This window comes from Nostoc sp. (assembly GCF_036916655.1).
GTDB lineage: Bacteria > Cyanobacteriota > Cyanobacteriia > Cyanobacteriales > Nostocaceae > Nostoc.
Genome location: NZ_JBALFY010000019.1, coordinates 75874 through 92570 on the forward strand (window position 1 = coordinate 75874; position 16697 = coordinate 92570).

The following is a 16697-nucleotide window of genomic DNA, read 5'->3' on the forward strand; positions in this document are numbered from 1 at the left end:
TTTACTGTCATCAATAATTACTGTGTGAAATGACTCACTACCAAAAGTTACTAAAAATTTCCACAACTGGCAAATCTTTTTATAACATCACTGCAAAAATTGCAGCCGCAGTTGCAGAATCGGGAGTTGAAACTGGTCTTTGTACTTTATTTTTACGCCATACTTCAGCCAGCTTAGTTATTCAAGAAAATGCCGATCCTGATGTTCTTGTGGATCTAGCTAATTTTATGGCGAAACTCGTCCCAGAAGCAGGCAAATACGTTCACGATGCAGAAGGCCCCGACGATATGCCAGCACATATCCGTACTGCACTCACCCATACTTCTGAACATATCCCCATTAATCGTGGTCATTTGGTACTGGGAACTTGGCAGGGAATTTATATTTGGGAACACCGTCAGCGCAATCATTCCAGAGAATTGGTGATTCACATTTCTGGATAGCCGATTTCCAAGTTTTATTTAAGGTCTAATTAGATAGAGCTTAAATACTCTGGTTATACTGCTTAACTTTTGGGTATAATCTCCTCAACTCGCGGTGATAAGCATTAAATAAATTTCGCCGTGGTACTTTTATTATAAAAATTATTAATACAAAACTAACCAGACACATATTAAATAATTTATGTATATTTGTGAATTTAAAAATTAAGATTATTTATAATTATTAAATAGCCTCTTACTTTCGATATATACTAATATTTAGTATACGCTGTTTGGGCTATTTCAATTACTATGAAGCAAGAATTGACACCAACTCATAATTTTCAATTTATTGATGAAATACTTGCCCAGCAGTCTGTTAACTTATTGTCACTTAGTCCCGAAAAGACATTAATTACCAGTTTTGCAGAATTGGGAAATTTGATTACTGAACAAAACACTGATATTAAAATTATAATAACCCTTCAGGAAACTCTCGAAAGCATCGTTCGTACTCAATTGCAAAACTTCCCAGAAAATATATTCTGGGATTTTGATTTTCTTGTAAGTAGTATGCTTAGACAGGCTTTAACCGCAGATGAGGGCGCTATTCCATTCTTAAAAATCTTTGGTGCAAAGATGGTTTCTTTGACGGAGATGTTCGGAAATAAAACGGAAATGCGCTTCCGTTATGTTCATGATTTTATATATGGATTTGAGTGGGCAAGATGGGTACAAAAAGAGCCACAGAATCGCGCACATATAGAGCCTTTTAGTCTAGTTTTTTTTGATTACTTGCTCGTCAAAGGCAAGGAACTTTTACAACGGATTAATCATGGTCAGGTCGTATCTTATAAACTGTGTGAAACAGGCTACCGCAACCCCTTCACTTTTTCTCGTGAACCAGAAGATGAATACCGTTTGTTAAGTTATCTTGCGGAAGAACAACTTATTCCAGTAGCAGTATGGAACTGGAATGCTAGCCCTGTGTGGAACAAACCTTTCCAAGAAATGCGCCAGCAATTAGCATTAAAATTAAATATTCAACCACAGAGACACTGATGAGCAATTAAAAATTGCTGAAGAAAATAATTATGAAAATTGCTGATTTAATTACTTGGTTTGAAGCATGGGCAAATCCCGCTTGGTGTGAAAGTTGGGATAATTGTGGCTGGCAAATTGAACCAGGAGTTTTACCAGAAAAAGCACGGGTTTTAGTCTGTTTGACACCAACTTTGGCGGTAATGCAGGAAGCGATCGCAGAAAATGCTAATCTGATATTCGCCCATCATCCCTTAATTTTTAATCCTCTCAAATCTTTACGCACTGGTGAAGCGATCGCCGAAATGCTACGGTTAGCTTTTACCCACAATATTGGTATTTACACTGCTCACACGAATTTTGACCAAGTGCAAGATGGGACTGCTGACGTTTTAGCTCAGATTTTAGAACTCAAAGAAGTTACTCCCATAGAACCTACACAAGGAGGATTAGGATATGGTCGTGTCGGTTCGCTAGAGCCATTTCTAACATTACAGGAATTACTCGCAACTATTCAAACCCGACTTTCTCCCCCTAATTTGATTTTTTCCCCAACTGCTGATTTACAGCAAACAATCTCACGAGTTGCTGTTTTGGGTGGTTCAGGGGCTAGTTACATTTCAGCCGTCGCTAAAACTGGCGCTCAAGCTTATCTGACTTCTGACTGCAAATTTCATCAGTTTCAAGAAAGCCGCGATGGCAATCTTATTTTAATCGATGCTGGACATTACGCTACCGAACGTCCAGCTTGCGATCGCTTAGTGCAAAAATTCCAGTCCTTAAATCTAGACTGGGTGCAATTAAGTCAAAAAGATGAAGATTTCCGCCAGTTTTTTGCTTGATTGCTGATTATTAAATATTCTGCTTTAAAACTCATCTCTTTATCGAAAATTTGAGTTTTAAACCCTGTGCTTCTAGAGCGGCTTTATGCAAATCATCTCCGTATATTAATGTACTGAGCTTCCAAAACTTATACTATTCAATGTGATATGAATCACCATTTACGTGTAATACTAATCACACAGTATTAATGTTCTATATCAATTAGCAAGCGAGAGAAATGTTCCACACTTGAAATAATCAATTGTTTACTCTGCCCTAATCAAGATGATTCGCACACTCATTGAATCTGCTTTTGAAACTGGATATCTTAGTGTTGAATCTGAGGGTTTACTCCAGCAAGTGCTGTCCACCAAATGCTATCAGTCAGAGGATTTGCCTTTTCTCGCATCCCTATACAATGCAGTTCGCGCAGGTCAAATTAAACGAGAAGCGTCCTCGTCGAACGTGCTTATGGAATTTCCTCTATCGGTTGAAGGGGGCAGGAAGCAGGATGAGCAAACTCCAAGAGGATTTGACCCCGGATGATTTGGTATCTCCTAGCCTGTCTTCGACACGATGCGCGAACAGCAAGAACCGCCTCTCTTGATAAATCTTGCTGACACCCCACAAAAGAAGCAGAAGAGAATCAATCTTCTCAGGGTATTTACCCTCTGCCCCTTATCTCTTTTGTCTATCTGCCTTTTCCCCCAACTCCGTTGCTTTTTCTTAGTTATATAGGACTCCTATTTGATTTTTGAACAAAACTCAGTACAGCTTTATTCCTTCTTCCCAGTCCCCAATCCCCAGTCCCTTACCTCTACGAGTGATTCAGAAATCAAAGACGCTCGAGGACTCGCTACCGCTTCGCTATCGGATTGCTATAATCAGGCAAAAATCTTAAAAACTCAAAACTCTTTGGGTGTTCTTGTAGAAAACCATCAAGGTCAGCAAGAGAATGAGTTAAGATCAGATACAAGTGGGTAAAAGTAAAACCAAGTCCCCGGACTTCCCAGTAATGCCAATGATTAAAAGTAGGCAAATTAAACAACCGCAATCAACGATTGTTTTGGAGTGTTCTTTATTACACAATTGTAAGAATGACTCACCAAGAAATATAAACCTGGTTAGGACAGGTACCGAATTGTTTGACTTCTTCGATGAAGCAGACATTCCCTAAAATGAGCCAGAGGGGGACTTAGTTCATTGTGAGAGCAATCAATTGATTCATGACCCAACATTTCCCGATATTTTGACAACTAGAAGCAAGTCTTGGGATTGGATGATGAAGCGTACTTGTTCTAAAGAGTGAAATTAACCTCTTAAAGGTGTAATGTAATGGGGTAGAACCCAGATTTTCACAGGTTTAACTACATTGTTTAAAAAGGCAGAAACAATACATGCTACACCGCAAGATTTATCAACTGTGTTGCGATGGGCGCGAGGTATGTGTTTTCTTGCGGGACCAGCAACGCTGGATTGAACGCGCCCGCATCATAGATATAGAGGGAGATTTAGTTACCCTACGCTATGAAACAGAAGAAGAGGATGAAGTTTGTTCTTGGGAAGAAATGGTTCGCCTTGAGAGCATTGGTGCTGTAACGCAAAAATTGGCTTCAGTACCGCGCGGGAATGTGGAACCTCTGATGACTGAAGATTGTCCCGAAGCAGAGCGCATCCACAACCGTTACACTGACTCGAATCCAGAATAAATAACCAGTGCTGAGTGCTGAGTACTGAGTTAACAAATCCTAACTCAGTATTGAGCATTCAGGACTCAGGATTAGATAAACTTTCAAAGGCAGGACAGTAACCTTCGAGAGTTACTTTGAAGTTATACAACGGGGAAGCTGGATTCCAACACCGCTGCCCCCTTTGATGTCGGCAAGTACCACAACAGTCTACATCTGTCCAGGTATAGCGATCGCTATTTTGGTTGAGCAGTTCTCGTTGAGACAATCCCCTTAATACTAATTCTTCCCCTTGCCAACGAGCTTCGATTAAACCAGTGTCGGCAAATTGCCGCCAACGCGGATCGGCAGTAATCACATTGGGTAGGGTGATTGTGATTACTGTTCCCAACTCTGTCAGTTCGCCTTCGTAGTTAGTCTCTGGTGCTGCCGGTTGTAAAAATGTATCGCCAATTGGTAGTTCTACTAAGGTTTCAGCCGCCGGGGAATGCACATGGTAACGGTTTTGCAATTCCTCTAAGCTAGTCAAGTCTGCCAAGTAGGCAGGAGAACCGTGGACAAAAATTACGTGCTGGGGTCGCAAGTTATGAATTAGCTGCGTAGTACCAGGGCCGTCACTATGTTGAGCCAATAAGTAGGTTTCAACACTAGTAGGTGCTAAATATTCTTTATTAACTTTTATATCAATTTTTTCTGGTAGCAGGATTAGCCAGGGGCCGGTGTCTAGTTGGCAATGTTCACCTAGATCAGATGTCGAGTCTGTGAGGACAATACAAGGTGACTTGCCCACATTGGAGCGATGTTCTGGTTGCAAACGACGCACGCGGGGACGTACCCGTTCATCCCAAAATAAGGGTTGATGGCGGGCAAAATTCTGTACTGATGGAGGGAGGTGGGGTAGCAGTTCGAGGTAGGCATCACACCCAGTAGCGACCGCACCATCTACCCAAATATCTAAATCTCGCCCGGTAAAGTGGTGATGCGATCGCAAGAGCATTAATAATTCTTGACCTAATCCTAAAGCCGGAGTGGGAAGAATTACAGAACAATGATCAGCGATCGCGCGATTAATTCGCTCGGCTAGTTGATTTTCTTGGTTGCGGCGGTGAGGATGACGGGATGTGCCATAACTACCTTCAATGATTAGCACATCCAAATCTAAGCCCCGCAGTTCCTCTAAACGCAAACCTTCTACCAATCGGGAGTTTGACAGGAAAAAATCTCCTGTATACAGCAGCTTGTATGTGCGCTGCTGGGTAGTGTAGGTCAGGAGAATTGCCACTGCCCCTGGTAGATGCCCTGCGGGAAATAATTCTGCCACCAAACCATCTTGGAGTTCCACAGGCGATCGCAACGGCAGCGCATGACAAAATTTGGAAATTTTTTCAGGATCTTCCTCAAGCCAATTCAGCGGCAGCAACTTACTAGTCACCTCGCTACCATAAATAGGTAACTTGGGAAAAGCTTTATTCAGTGCCAGTAAGCCTCTGGAGTGATCTGGGTGGGCGTGACTAATCAAAACTAAATCTGCTGGTAGGGGCGAACTAGCTGCACCTCCCGACTTAGTAAGCCCCTTAGCCAGCAATGAAATATCTTCCATACCGCAGTCCAATAGAATGCGGTGTGGGCCCATCTTCACCAATAAACACACGCCCTCATTGTCATGCTGGACACTATAGGGCAAACATTCTAATTCACTACCCGCTTCCGCAGCATCTAAGCGAGAGGATGCCGACAGATTATCCCTCATGCTCTCCTCCCCTCAAACCTCATCATCATGGACATATCCCAAAAGCCAAAAGTTATCGAAGAAGAATTCAGAATTCAGGAGCCAGAATCCATTCTGGATTCTGTGCGACTGGATGGAGAATCGAGGTTTAAAGCCCCCGATTTTAATTGTGAAGAAGAAAAAATTCTTTCCTTACTGAAACCCCTGACTTGATAGCTTGGGGTATTCTGAATTCTGAATTCTGTCTTCTGACTCCTTCTCATACAAATTTTGGTTTTGTGACTTAGGGGTAAGTTTTATCGTGCGCCCCTACACCCTGAAAATACAGATTTTTGATTGGGGAGGACGCCTCCACCAAACCCGCACTGGTTCGGAAAGGTGGGCTAACGAGAAGCTATCAAACTAGAAACCAAAGGAGTTTGCCTCTTGTTTCTTTTCCCTTTGCAAGTTCGGAGCTATCTTAGCTAACTCACCTTCTGGGAAGTCGATCGAGCGTCTACAGACTTATCTCAATGTGCGGAGCCATTGCCGTGATAGTTATCTGAATCATAGAATCCATTTTTCGTGCCAAAAAATAAGCACGAAAGCGTAAATATAACTGTTAATCCAGCTAGAATCAGCTTTACATCCATTTGTTTGCTGCCCTTTACTCAAAGACTTTCCTATATTAATTTAGTGCTTCCGCAATCAAACGGAATCACTAGAAAATCTTTACTATGCTTATATGGATTGGGCAATAGGTAAATTTACCGCAATCAGTCAGATTGTAGAACCTTTCGGTTCACCTGTCCATCAATCTAGGAATGATACTCGCTTCGCTCGAATTAAAAATTAAAAATTAAAAATTAAAAATTCAATTCCCCGACTTAAGCTGTGGGGTTGCAATAAGGACGCTTTGGGCTGCGCGTCTCGGACAAATATGTTTTTCTTGTGGGATATAAGCCCACAACTTTAATTGTTTTGTCACTGCTTCCGGCGTACATAACTAACTCCATCGAGCCAGATGACACTCTTGGGATCTTTCGGATCGGTGATCAAGATGCGACGCTCACTTGAGCCATCTTCGTAGGTGATGTACAGCGTCAGTCCTTCAACGCGATAGCGGCCGCGCTGATTTGGCGCTGTGCTGCTAGTAGCGATCGCTGTGCCACCAGATTCGGCGCTTCCACCGGCACCGTTGCCGCGCACGACTCGACCATCAGCCGAGAAGCGATAATCTTGCCAAGCAGCGACCAATTGGTTGCCTCCAATCGCCACCGTCCCCGCGCCAGAGAGTGAGCGGAAGAGTCCATCAAGCTTGAAGTTGTTTGGCAATTTCGGATACGTAGTTTGGAAGGGTAACGCCTCCCAACCGCTTTTTTGTGCAAGTTGCAATTTGCCACCCTGACGACGCCAACGCGTCCATTCATCGGGGTTTGCGCGTTTGTGGGCTTCGAGTCCGCCACTGAAGGAAAGCCCTTCGACGTTGGTAAGCACATCCCCGTTACGAAAGAGTACAACGGGATAGATATCAAGGGCAATAAAGCCACCGATGCCCATCTTCGGACGCGAATTGAAACCGAAGCTATCGATTTGAGCCACAGTTTTGGCGTCCGATTGGGAAGAAACAATTGCAGGCGTGTTGGAAGGCGGCCCTTCGACTTTCTTGGGTGTTTTAGGGGGGTTGCTCACCGACGCAAGAAGTTGTGGCGATATCGTTGCGAACTGTGCATCGGGCAACTTCGACACCGACAACGCCACAGTACAGGCATCGATATTGACGTACTGACGTTCGATTTTTTGAGTAACCTCAGCCACAGCCTGGTCGAGTTGCTGCTTTTGGGTAGGGTGGCGATCGAAGTCGCTCAGGCGATCGCGGATCTGGGCAACTCCGTTCGCGGTTTGCCAAGACTCGATCTTGGCGGCATCAGTAGCGGCAAAGCCATTACCCTGCTTACATTTCGTAGCGAAGTAGTCGAATGTCATCACCGTTAGTGCAGCCCGCATGAATGCCTGACTCGTGATGTCGGTGTCTTGAGCATAAACACCCTGTGGTGCAACCAGTGATAGCAATAGAGTTGTAGTAATAACATTTACTCGCATACACGCTCCCATATCGTGAATGATGTATTATGCCGCGATCGCTTGCTCTGTTGTAAAAATCCTCATCTAGAATCTGAACAATCAAAAAGCACAAAACGTGTTATTACCAAATATTTTTTCTGGCAACTCCAGTAATCAGGCGAAAATACTTACTAATGTTGCGCCAACGTCATTCGTAATTTGGCATTGCTTATTTTTGCCTTGCATTTGGATTTTAATTGCTCTAGGCTCGACCTTAACGCACCTTTATCGGATCATGAAGAATAATTAAGAAAAACGAGTATAGACAAACATGATAAAAATGCTGGCCGAAAACTTGATTGGAATTGATACAAGATTACAAATTAATTGGGTTTGGCTAAATGCCAGCTTACAGTTCGCTGGTTGGGGACTTTTTTCACTTTTACTCGCTGAGGTTTTGAGAGACACATATCATGCTTTGTGTCACAAAGTCAATTGGCTTGCTAAATGGCATAACAAGCACCATAGCGCCTACCGCCGCGATTTATCAATAGTTTCTCTGAAAATTTATCAAGAATCCCAGCTATATCACGACATTTTAGAGTCGAGTCTACTGCTTGTGGTATTGCTGGTAATTGCTTTAATCATCCAGCAGATGGGGTTATGGTTGGGAGTAGCTTATGCTTGCACCTTCTTGTATGGTGCGTCTGTGCGGTATTTTCAAGGAAAAATTGATACAGACTATAACCATCTACCCGGCCCTTTAGAGACAATACCATCTATTTGGTGGGTGAATCGGTCTTACCATTGGCGGCATCATTTTGATGATGTCAACGCTTACTACAGTGGTGTCTTTCCCTTAGTGGATAAAATTCTGGGTACAGGATTGTCTCTCAAGGGGAAAACTATTGCTTTAACTGGAGCATCAGGCGCATTGGGACAATCATTAGTGGCGGAACTTGTCAAGAATAATGCTAAAGTCGTGGCATTAACCACTAATCCAGAAAAATTAGGAGAGGAAGTTGGCGTGAAAGTAGTTCCCTGGCAGTTGGGAAATGAAGCCAATTTGAGGAATACTTTAGAGAAAGTAGATATTTTAATTATCAACCACGGAATCAATGTTTACACCAGCCGTACACCGGAGGCTATTAACTCCTCTTATGAGGTAAATACCTTTTCGGCATTGCGGTTGATGGATATATTTTCAACAACTGTCACAGGGCCACAAGCAAAAGCAACGAAGGAAATTTGGGTAAACACTTCTGAAGCTGAGGTTTCTCCCGCGTTGAGTCCGCTTTATGAACTCAGTAAGCGATCGCTAGGGGATATTATTACCCTCAAGCGTTTGGATGGGGATTGTGTAATTCGCAAGTTAATTCTTGGCCCATTTAAGAGTCAGCTGAATCCTTATGGAGTGATGTCTGCACAGCAAGTTGCTCGTGCGATCTTATTTTTGGCACGGCGCGACTTCCGAAATATTATTGTAGCCATAAATCCTCTAACGTATTTGCTGTTTCCCTTAAAGGAAACTAGTACGTCGCTATACTATCGACTTTTTAGCCGAACAGTGAAAAATGAACCGGATTTAGGCAAACAATAGCCACAACACACAAAGCACTTGATTAACATTTTTAGCTTTCCACTGTGCCCCAATTGATGATATTTATCGAAAATATTTGTGCGTAGCCAATGAAAGCAAGGTAAGCTAAACCACATCTAGTTTGCATATCCAAAATTCATATCACTCTTGTGGGGTGGGCATCTTGCCCGCCCTAATTATGCAAGTTGAATGTGAAACAGCTTATCAATACAGATTTTACGCGACAAATCCAGGAAAGCTGAAATTTCGGAATTACATAAACAGGAAAATCGACAATTTTCATCCCGCAGAATTGGTGTAGAACACATGATATGTCGAGTAAAAATATTTCGCGTAGCTAGTGAGCGATTCCGTTTATCTCTTCATCGCTATAATCTTAAAATGCTTGTAATCCTTTTTTTATGGGTATTGAAGCTAGCTATAGGCGTATAACACTTCAAGAGTTTGAAAGATTGCAAAATGACGTTACCTATGCAAGCGTTTATTTTGGTGATGATTTAGAAACTGGTAGCTTATATAACTTAGTTTATGCTCGTTCGTAATTTTTTATGTACCTGTGCTAGATACCACATATAATCATCAATTTTGTAATTATCAGCAGCTTTAACTATATAATCCTGAGCTAAATCAATATTATTGTGGGCTTCATAATATAATCCCAAGTAAAGATGACTGTAAAAATTTCCTTTTATCCCTTCTGATTGACCAACAGTTAAAACATCATCTGGTGTACAATTTTCTGCATACAAATCATATACGCGCTGCATAATACGTCGAGGATCATTTTTCACAGTTAGTAAAGAATTACGTGCCTCTTCAACACCTAAAGAACGAGCTATGCAGAGATATCGCCATACTGTTTCCTCTACATCTTGAGCATTCACTGTCAAATCTATTTCAAACTGTTCAGCGCCTTCAGCAAATCTTTCTACATAATAGTACGATAATCCCCGTTGCCAAAGGTAAGTTTTGATACGGTCATCCAATTGCTCCGCCATATCAAAATCTTGAATAGATTCATCAATCTTGGCTAGTTGAAAGTTAACCATACCCCGGCGAACGTAAGCATTAGGATTTTTTGGCTGATTGCGAATGGTTTCATTCCAGCGCTGGAGTTGATTTTCTAGAGAATTTGAAAAAAACATAGATTTGCTAGCTAATATGCATTAAACAGAATATTTTCAGGCTTGGAGAGAACTCGTCAACCCCTAAAATGAGTCAAGTTTTGTCATACTAAATTTTTGATGTTATATTTCTAGTTTTCTATGACCAGTGTAATTGAGTTTCCTTGGCAGCAAGAGGCTATTATTCTCCACAGTCAATATCTAATAAATAGTTTTCAGCATTGGACAAGAAATTGTTTGCTAGATGCCAATACTTCTGAATTTGAAACAGCAGAGGCGTTATTTGAAGCACCGTTTGTCTTAGTTTCTCACGGCACTGAGCCAGATCCAATTTTCAACTATGGTAATCGCAAAGCGTTGGAACTATGGGAACTTTCTTGGGAAGAGTTTACCAGAATGCCTTCCCGAAAATCGGCTGAAGAGGTTGTGCAGGAAGAGCGCGATCGCCTATTATCAGAAGCAGCAACTAAAGGCTTTATCAATAATTATTCCGGTATCCGCACTTCTAGCACTGGTAAACGCTTTTACATAGAAGATACCATCTTATGGAACATCTTAGATGAACAAAATCAGCACTGTGGTCAAGCTGCTTTTTTCTCTAACTGGAAATTTATCGCATGAAACCTACTGTTTCAGGGGTAAATCCTACAATAAATCTCAAATATAAAACTGAGATCCATCCACGAGGTAGAAGAAACTACTTGCAAAATTCCGTATTGTAGAATTACTGTCTTAAAATCAGGAAAAACGCCCGTGGTTCCAATTAGCGATAATAATCCGACAAAAATCACGCCTTATGTAACTTATGGACTGATTGCTGCCAATGTCCTCGCTTTTCTTTATGAAGCAAGTCTTCCCCCACAAGCATTAAATGGATTTTTACACCTTGCAGCTGTAGTTCCACGAGAACTGACTTTGAGCTTTGGTGGTATCTCCTTACATCAACCAGTGCCAGAGTGGGCAACTTTGATTACTTCCCAATTTTTGCATGGGGGATTGTTGCACTTAGGCGGCAATATGTTGTTTCTCTGGATTTTTGGTAACAACGTTGAAGATAAGTTAGGTCATGCTAAATATTTGCTGTTTTATTTATCTTGCGGTGTTTTGGCATCTTTGACACAGTGGTTCTTCGCTCAAGATTCTAGCATTCCATCTTTGGGTGCGAGTGGTGCGATCGCAGGTATTCTTGGTGCATACATTCTCCGCTTTCCCAACGCTGAAGTTCTCGGTGTTGTACCTTTAGGATTTTTCTTCCCAACTTTCCGCGTCCCCGCATATTTCTTTTTAGGATTCTGGTTTCTCGAACAAGCTTTCTACGGACTTGCCAGCCTTGAAACACGTACCAATATCGGTATGGAAAGCGGCGGTATTGCGTACTGGGCCCATGCAGGCGGGTTTATATTTGGGGCAATTCTTGGCCCACTGTTGGGTTTATTTAGCGATAAATCACAGGAAGAATCTTGGTATAAGTAATTTTTCATAGGATTGTAGTGGTTTTCAATTATACTGATTGATTTAATAGATGAAATTGCCTAACGTTCGCAACCGCTAGCCTGACAAGCTATATTGCAGTTAGTCAATAATTTAGGAAAAACACCTGTGTTTCCCCTCTACGACGAAAATCCGACGCGAATCACCCCGTATTTTACCTACGGGTTAATTGGGATGAATATTATAGTTTTTATTCACGAGGTAAGCCTGTCAAATGCACAATTGAGTCAGTTTTTGAGCCAGTATGCGGTAGTGCCTCAAGAGTTAACCACTAATTTGAATGGAGAGTGGATAACATTATTTACATCGCAATTCTTACACGGCGGTTGGTGGCACTTAATCTCAAATATGGTGTTTCTCTGGGTTTTTGGCAACAATATTGAAGATCGTTTAGGTCATGCCAAATATCTGATTTTTTATTTGGCGTGTGGTGCTTTAGCTGCCTTGTGCCAATGGTTTATTGGCATGAATTCTGAGATTCCTTCCTTGGGGGCAAGTGGTGCAATTTCTGGAGTTTTAGGTGCGTATATTATCCGCTTTCCCCAGACTAAAGTTGTTACCTTAATATTTTTGGGGTTTTTCATTACCACAATTAGAGTGCCAGCACTAGTAATAATTGGACTTTTTATTGTCCAAAATGTCATATCCGGTCTTGCTGCCCTGCAAACAGCCGCTAACATGACAGTGGAAACTGGTGGAGTTGCTTATTGGGCGCACATTGGTGGTTTTGCTTTTGGGATAATTCTCGCTCCCCTATTTGGCTTGTTTCGGCGCGACTAAATACAGCATTTCCGAAAATTTCTAGCGAAACAATTGCTGCTTTTCAATTAATTCTCTGCGTATTCTTTGCGTTAAAGTTTCCACATTAGGCAACTATTTAGATTAGTTTTTGTTGGCACTCACCGAAACTTCTTCAGACTCTTCTACTTCTTCTACCTCAGATGTAAATGTTGATGATTTTACAACTTCTTCAGGTACAGAAACGATGATATCAGCACCATTGATAATTGCTCCCAATAACCCTAGTTCAGATTCAACCAATTGATCGATAGCTTCACCTAGCATATTCTCTTGTGTATAGTGTGGTCGTGCTACTAGTACGATCCCATCGCTGTAGGGTTGGATTAACAAAGGGTCATTGGATATACTGAGGGGACTAGTATCTAAGATTACTAAATCAAAGCGCTCGCGGACATCTTCCATCAGCCGCCGCATTTCGCTTGATTCAAGAATCGCAGCAGATTGCCGCACCGGACCAGGACTGGGAAGAATGTATAAATTTTCTACATCAGGAACTAAACGGATACATTCACTCAAATTAGCGTAATAACGCAGGGGTTCAATACCGGCTTCAGGATCAGGAATTACTTTCAGGGATGCACTACGGGAAGGCGATCGCAAATCTGTTTCGATAATTAAGGTTCTTTTACCAGCACGGGCTGAAGCAACACCCAAGTTATAAGCACTTGCCGTTTTGCCCTCTAGGCTACTGGTGCTAGTAATTAACACTACCTTTAAGGTTTTACCACCAATCCGGCGCAGATTACTACGGAATTTTTCATAAAATTCTAAATAAGGAGAGTCGGCGGAAAGCACTACTGGCAAAGAGTCTTGATCCAAATCATCAACTGGCATTAAAGGCAATTCTCCCAACACTGCTACTTCCCGTTGCTTGAGGCTCTGACGGATATCCTCTCTGGTTTTGAAAGTTCCTTCCAACGCTCCTAGCAAAAATATCACCCCGCCACCAACCACCACGCCTAAGAAACCACCCACAGCAAGGGTAATAGGTACACTCTTCGGAGGTTTGACATCGACCGTGACTGTAGGGCGTCTGGCAATGCTGAGACTACTAGTAGTTTCTGCCTCTGCGGTTTTAGCATCGGTTAGCTTCACCTGCATTTGATCGTAGATAGCTTTTTTCAGTGCAACTTCCTGTTCTAAACGCGATCGCTCTAATTGCTTATTGGGTATCAAAGAATACTCTTGTCGTAGTCGTGCTTCCTGGCGGATTTCTTGAGATAGTTGTTGTTGTAGTGTCTCCCGTTGGGTTTGCAAAGACACCATTTGGTTTGCCAATTGCTGGCGGGCTGGATCTAAGCTACTTTGGGTACGAATACCTGCAACACTACCCTGAAGCGGAGCCGCCGCCCCACCACCACCTAACACCTCAGCCGCACGTTGTTGCAGCAATTCCTCAGCAGCTTGTTTCTGACGCATCAACTGAACCATTGTTGGGTGTTCCGGTCGCAAATCTTTTCTGAGTAGAGCGATTTGCGACTCACTTTGATAAATTTGCGCTCGCAAGTTACCAATAATTGGATCGGCACTCAAAGCCGAAGAAACATAAGCCTGTCCGACTGTTAAGCCTAATTTATTTTGTAAACTGCGAACTTGACCATCAACCCCAGAAATAGTTAATTGAATTTGCCTTTGGAGATTTTGGCTGGCAGTGATAGCGCTTAACAAACTACCATTCTCTGCTGCTAATATTGCTGTTCGCTCGATGCGATCGTACTGCTCCAACTTCTTCTCAGCGATTTGCAACTCCCGTTTAGTTGGTGGTGTGCGATCATTAATTTTTTCAATAATTGCTTGTAATCGCCCAGTATTGATATCACTGCTCAACTTGATCATTGCTTGCATCAATTCTGTCAAGACCTGTATACCTCGCTTGGGATCGGTATCTACATATTTCAATTCCAAAATACTAGATTCCAATTCTCCACTCCTGGGATTTTTTTTCGGAAGAGAAAGTACAACACTGGCACCGAGCCTTGCCGGTTTGACACCGACTTTTTCTGCCACTGCTGCAACTATCTGGTTTGAGAGTAAAACTTCCTGACTCAATTCCTTTCCTTGCTGTTGGATCTCAGTACCAGTTGCAGAGAAAGAAACTGGTGGCCCACTATAGGTAAGTGCGGCAGATGCTATATAGCTAGCAGGTGGGTCTGGTTGCATAGCGACCACAGTTGACCCAGCGACAACTAAAGCAAAACTAGCTAATCCAATCCACTTGTACTTATCAAAAGCAATAAGATAGCGCTTAACAATTGGTGGGGTCATGGTCGCTTCACTCCAATTAAAAATTTAAAATACCCTACGGAAACGCCAAGGGCGTACAAAATTCAAAATTTAGGAAGCACCAAACTAAAGATAGTGGCTTTGATACAAGAATGCTATCAACTTCCTACTACATATCCGTTGATATCTTTAAGATTTTTCTATTAATGAATTCAAAGATAAGTTTGAGATATGGCTTCCTCCACTCCCAACTAGATCCAGCTTGTGTCCTTCTTTTATAGTCACTAATTTGATCAATTGCCACCGAAGGTTTTAAAAAATTGCAGAAAGGATTGAACGTTGAAAAAAGGTTGGGTAATGGTAGTCAGTAAATTAGTAATTCTACCAATGAGGTTCCGACCAACAACAATAACATCATTATCTTGAAGTGCTATATTTTGAGATGCATCACCACCTAGAGCTTTTTTAGCATCAAGTTTTTGGGTAACAGCTTTACCTTGTTCAGGATCAAAGCGAACCAGAGCGATATCTCGGAGGTTAGCAGTGTCAAGATTGACTCCTCCCAAAGCATCTACAAATGTACTTCCGTTAGGCAACGCTTGAACGGAAAGGCCTCCCGCAGCGTAGTTTAAAACCCGGATTCTAATCTGTGGTACAGCCAAGGATGAACGTGCTACCAAATTGCGGTCATAACCGTCATCATTACCAACTTCACGACGGGGTACGAGTATGGCATCTCCGTCTTGTAACCGTAAATTAGGGATTGAACCGCCATTTTGCAGTGCTGCATATAAATCAATAGTTTGTGAAATCACAGAACCATCCATTAACTTACGACGTATTTGCACCTGTCGTAGGTCTGCATTCAAAGTTGAACCACCAGATACTAGTAAAGCATCAGCAACGCGGGGTGTTGGTGAACTAATCGGATAAATCCCTGGTCGAAATATTTCTCCGCTAATGGTCACTTGAACTGGTCGCGTCCCTAGCAAAGATACTACTACAATTGGATCTGGGAAAAAGCGACTCAAACCCAAGCGAATTTTTTCTTGAGCTTCCTGCAAAGTTAAACCTTGTAATGACACTGTTCCTACTTGCGGCACTATAATATTGCCTTCTGGACTAATTACAGCTTGAAAATTTAAGTCTTGACGCTGCGCTGCTAAGGCTAAAACTATCACTGGATCAACCACATAACGATTTAAACCCAAGCGAATTTTTTCTTGAGCTTCCTGCAAAGTTAAACCTTGTAAGAAAACTGTTCCCAGTAACGGCACTACAATATTACCTTCTGGGTTGATTAAAGCTTGAAAGCTCAAATCTGGAAAGCGCTGAACCGAAACGCTAATTCCATCACCTATGCCTAAGCGGTATGGGCCAGGGGGACGCTGAAGCACAATGCCAACTCCATCTCCTGGTCCCAAGAGGTAGCGGCTGAGTTGTGGAGAAATTTCGTTATTTGCACTTGGGGGTACAACCTCAGTACCAGGCACCGGCGAGGGAGGTTGCCCTGGTGATTGTCCTTGAGGTGGAAAAGGCTGGGCAACAACCAGTTGGATAGGTGTTGTTAAGAAAACTCCTACTTGAAGACTGACAAAACACAGGGCGCTGAATCCACGCATATAATAACTGGGATCTATGAACATCGTTGTAGAAAATACTGATATAGAAATTAGTAGCGCCGAGTCGTTATTTTACTCTAAAAATGTCTTA

Annotated in this window: 17 protein-coding genes; 12 read left to right on the plus strand and 5 right to left on the minus strand. The window is 42.3% G+C overall.

The genetic code is table 11. The annotated features are described in order from the left end of the window. The first annotated feature begins 29 nt into the window (after nt 1–29). The 5 genes from V7L31_RS04570 (at nt 30) to V7L31_RS04590 (ending at nt 3994) form a co-directional block, all read left to right on the plus strand. On the plus strand, nt 30–443 hold the full coding sequence (locus V7L31_RS04570) for a secondary thiamine-phosphate synthase enzyme YjbQ (protein WP_334695148.1): 414 nt from the start codon (nt 30–32) through the stop codon (nt 441–443). Between the two features lie 291 nt (nt 444–734). Then, the gene (locus V7L31_RS04575; RefSeq protein ID WP_334695149.1) at nt 735–1484 is read left to right on the plus strand and encodes a hypothetical protein; all 750 of its coding nucleotides are present in this window, start codon (nt 735–737) and stop codon (nt 1482–1484) included. Between the two features lie 32 nt (nt 1485–1516). Continuing rightward, entirely contained in the window at nt 1517–2305 is a 789-nt protein-coding gene (locus tag V7L31_RS04580) for a Nif3-like dinuclear metal center hexameric protein (RefSeq protein ID WP_334695150.1), read from the plus strand. A 265-nt stretch (nt 2306–2570) separates the two neighbouring features. Then, the gene (locus V7L31_RS04585; RefSeq protein ID WP_334695151.1) at nt 2571–2831 is read left to right on the plus strand and encodes a hypothetical protein; all 261 of its coding nucleotides are present in this window, start codon (nt 2571–2573) and stop codon (nt 2829–2831) included. A gap of 851 nt (nt 2832–3682) precedes the next feature. Continuing rightward, nucleotides 3683–3994 (plus strand): DUF6679 family protein, encoded by a 312-nt coding sequence (locus tag V7L31_RS04590; RefSeq protein WP_012408115.1) that lies wholly within the window; start codon nt 3683–3685, stop codon nt 3992–3994. Nucleotides 3995–4052: 58 nt separating this feature from the next. Here V7L31_RS04590 and V7L31_RS04595 read toward each other — a convergent pair whose 3' ends face one another. After that, on the minus strand, nt 4053–5723 hold the full coding sequence (locus V7L31_RS04595) for an MBL fold metallo-hydrolase (RefSeq protein ID WP_334695152.1): 1671 nt from the start codon (nt 5721–5723) through the stop codon (nt 4053–4055). A 27-nt stretch (nt 5724–5750) separates the two neighbouring features. On the opposite strand from V7L31_RS04595, the gene V7L31_RS04600 reads away from it, so the two are divergent. Continuing rightward, entirely contained in the window at nt 5751–5915 is a 165-nt protein-coding gene (locus V7L31_RS04600) for a hypothetical protein (protein ID WP_334695153.1), read from the plus strand. A 750-nt stretch (nt 5916–6665) separates the two neighbouring features. Here V7L31_RS04600 and V7L31_RS04605 read toward each other — a convergent pair. Further along, on the minus strand, nt 6666–7178 hold the full coding sequence (locus tag V7L31_RS04605; RefSeq protein ID WP_334695154.1) for a hypothetical protein: 513 nt from the start codon (nt 7176–7178) through the stop codon (nt 6666–6668). A 333-nt stretch (nt 7179–7511) separates the two neighbouring features. On the opposite strand from V7L31_RS04605, the gene V7L31_RS04610 reads away from it, so the two are divergent. The 3 genes from V7L31_RS04610 to V7L31_RS32540 all read left to right on the plus strand — a co-directional run bounded on the left by V7L31_RS04610 (nt 7512) and on the right by V7L31_RS32540 (nt 9777). Then, nucleotides 7512–7676 carry a hypothetical protein gene (locus V7L31_RS04610; protein ID WP_334695155.1) on the plus strand — a complete coding sequence of 55 codons (165 nt, stop codon included), beginning with the start codon at nt 7512–7514 and terminating at the stop codon, nt 7674–7676. 400 nt (nt 7677–8076) lie between these two features. After that, entirely contained in the window at nt 8077–9345 is a 1269-nt protein-coding gene (locus tag V7L31_RS04615; protein WP_334695156.1) for a bifunctional sterol desaturase/short chain dehydrogenase, read from the plus strand. A gap of 213 nt (nt 9346–9558) precedes the next feature. Beyond that, nucleotides 9559–9777: a transposase family protein gene (locus V7L31_RS32540; protein WP_442944357.1), complete on the plus strand. Its 219-nt coding sequence runs from the start codon at nt 9559–9561 to the stop codon at nt 9775–9777. Nucleotides 9778–9866: 89 nt separating this feature from the next. Here V7L31_RS32540 and V7L31_RS04620 read toward each other — a convergent pair whose 3' ends face one another. Continuing rightward, nucleotides 9867–10490: a tetratricopeptide repeat protein gene (locus tag V7L31_RS04620; protein WP_334695157.1), complete on the minus strand. Its 624-nt coding sequence runs from the start codon at nt 10488–10490 to the stop codon at nt 9867–9869. A gap of 120 nt (nt 10491–10610) precedes the next feature. On the opposite strand from V7L31_RS04620, the gene V7L31_RS04625 reads away from it, so the two are divergent. From V7L31_RS04625 to V7L31_RS04635, 3 genes are all read left to right on the plus strand, one after another. Then, nucleotides 10611–11090, plus strand: a complete 480-nt coding sequence (locus V7L31_RS04625) for an MEKHLA domain-containing protein (RefSeq protein ID WP_334695158.1) — start codon at nt 10611–10613, stop codon at nt 11088–11090. Between the two features lie 132 nt (nt 11091–11222). After that, complete coding sequence (locus V7L31_RS04630; protein ID WP_179067001.1) at nt 11223–11942, plus strand: rhomboid family intramembrane serine protease; 720 nt, start codon at nt 11223–11225, stop codon at nt 11940–11942. Nucleotides 11943–12068: 126 nt separating this feature from the next. After that, a complete protein-coding gene (locus V7L31_RS04635) occupies nt 12069–12740 on the plus strand; it encodes a rhomboid family intramembrane serine protease (RefSeq protein WP_334695267.1) in 672 nt (223 codons plus the stop codon). A 102-nt stretch (nt 12741–12842) separates the two neighbouring features. Here the strand turns inward: V7L31_RS04635 and V7L31_RS04640 are convergent, their stop codons facing one another. Beyond that, complete coding sequence (locus V7L31_RS04640; RefSeq protein WP_334695159.1) at nt 12843–15026, minus strand: GumC family protein; 2184 nt, start codon at nt 15024–15026, stop codon at nt 12843–12845. Nucleotides 15027–15277: 251 nt separating this feature from the next. Further along, complete coding sequence (locus tag V7L31_RS04645; protein WP_334695160.1) at nt 15278–16630, minus strand: polysaccharide biosynthesis/export family protein; 1353 nt, start codon at nt 16628–16630, stop codon at nt 15278–15280. Nucleotides 16631–16697 lie beyond the last annotated feature (67 nt).

What these genes read in the sequence shown, in the direction of transcription:
- V7L31_RS04645 (WP_334695160.1), bottom strand. Translation starts at nt 16,630, where the DNA reads ATGTTCATAGATCCCAGTTATTATATGCGTGGATTCAGCGCCCTGTGT.
- V7L31_RS04590 (WP_012408115.1), top strand. Translation starts at nt 3,683, where the DNA reads ATGCTACACCGCAAGATTTATCAACTGTGTTGCGATGGGCGCGAGGTA.
- V7L31_RS04620 (WP_334695157.1), bottom strand. Translation starts at nt 10,490, where the DNA reads ATGTTTTTTTCAAATTCTCTAGAAAATCAACTCCAGCGCTGGAATGAA.
- V7L31_RS04600 (WP_334695153.1), top strand. Translation starts at nt 5,751, where the DNA reads ATGGACATATCCCAAAAGCCAAAAGTTATCGAAGAAGAATTCAGAATT.
- V7L31_RS04585 (WP_334695151.1), top strand. Translation starts at nt 2,571, where the DNA reads ATGATTCGCACACTCATTGAATCTGCTTTTGAAACTGGATATCTTAGT.
- V7L31_RS04615 (WP_334695156.1), top strand. Translation starts at nt 8,077, where the DNA reads ATGATAAAAATGCTGGCCGAAAACTTGATTGGAATTGATACAAGATTA.
- V7L31_RS04595 (WP_334695152.1), bottom strand. Translation starts at nt 5,723, where the DNA reads ATGAGGGATAATCTGTCGGCATCCTCTCGCTTAGATGCTGCGGAAGCG.
- V7L31_RS04575 (WP_334695149.1), top strand. Translation starts at nt 735, where the DNA reads ATGAAGCAAGAATTGACACCAACTCATAATTTTCAATTTATTGATGAA.
- V7L31_RS04640 (WP_334695159.1), bottom strand. Translation starts at nt 15,026, where the DNA reads ATGACCCCACCAATTGTTAAGCGCTATCTTATTGCTTTTGATAAGTAC.
- V7L31_RS04570 (WP_334695148.1), top strand. Translation starts at nt 30, where the DNA reads ATGACTCACTACCAAAAGTTACTAAAAATTTCCACAACTGGCAAATCT.
- V7L31_RS04580 (WP_334695150.1), top strand. Translation starts at nt 1,517, where the DNA reads ATGAAAATTGCTGATTTAATTACTTGGTTTGAAGCATGGGCAAATCCC.
- V7L31_RS04625 (WP_334695158.1), top strand. Translation starts at nt 10,611, where the DNA reads ATGACCAGTGTAATTGAGTTTCCTTGGCAGCAAGAGGCTATTATTCTC.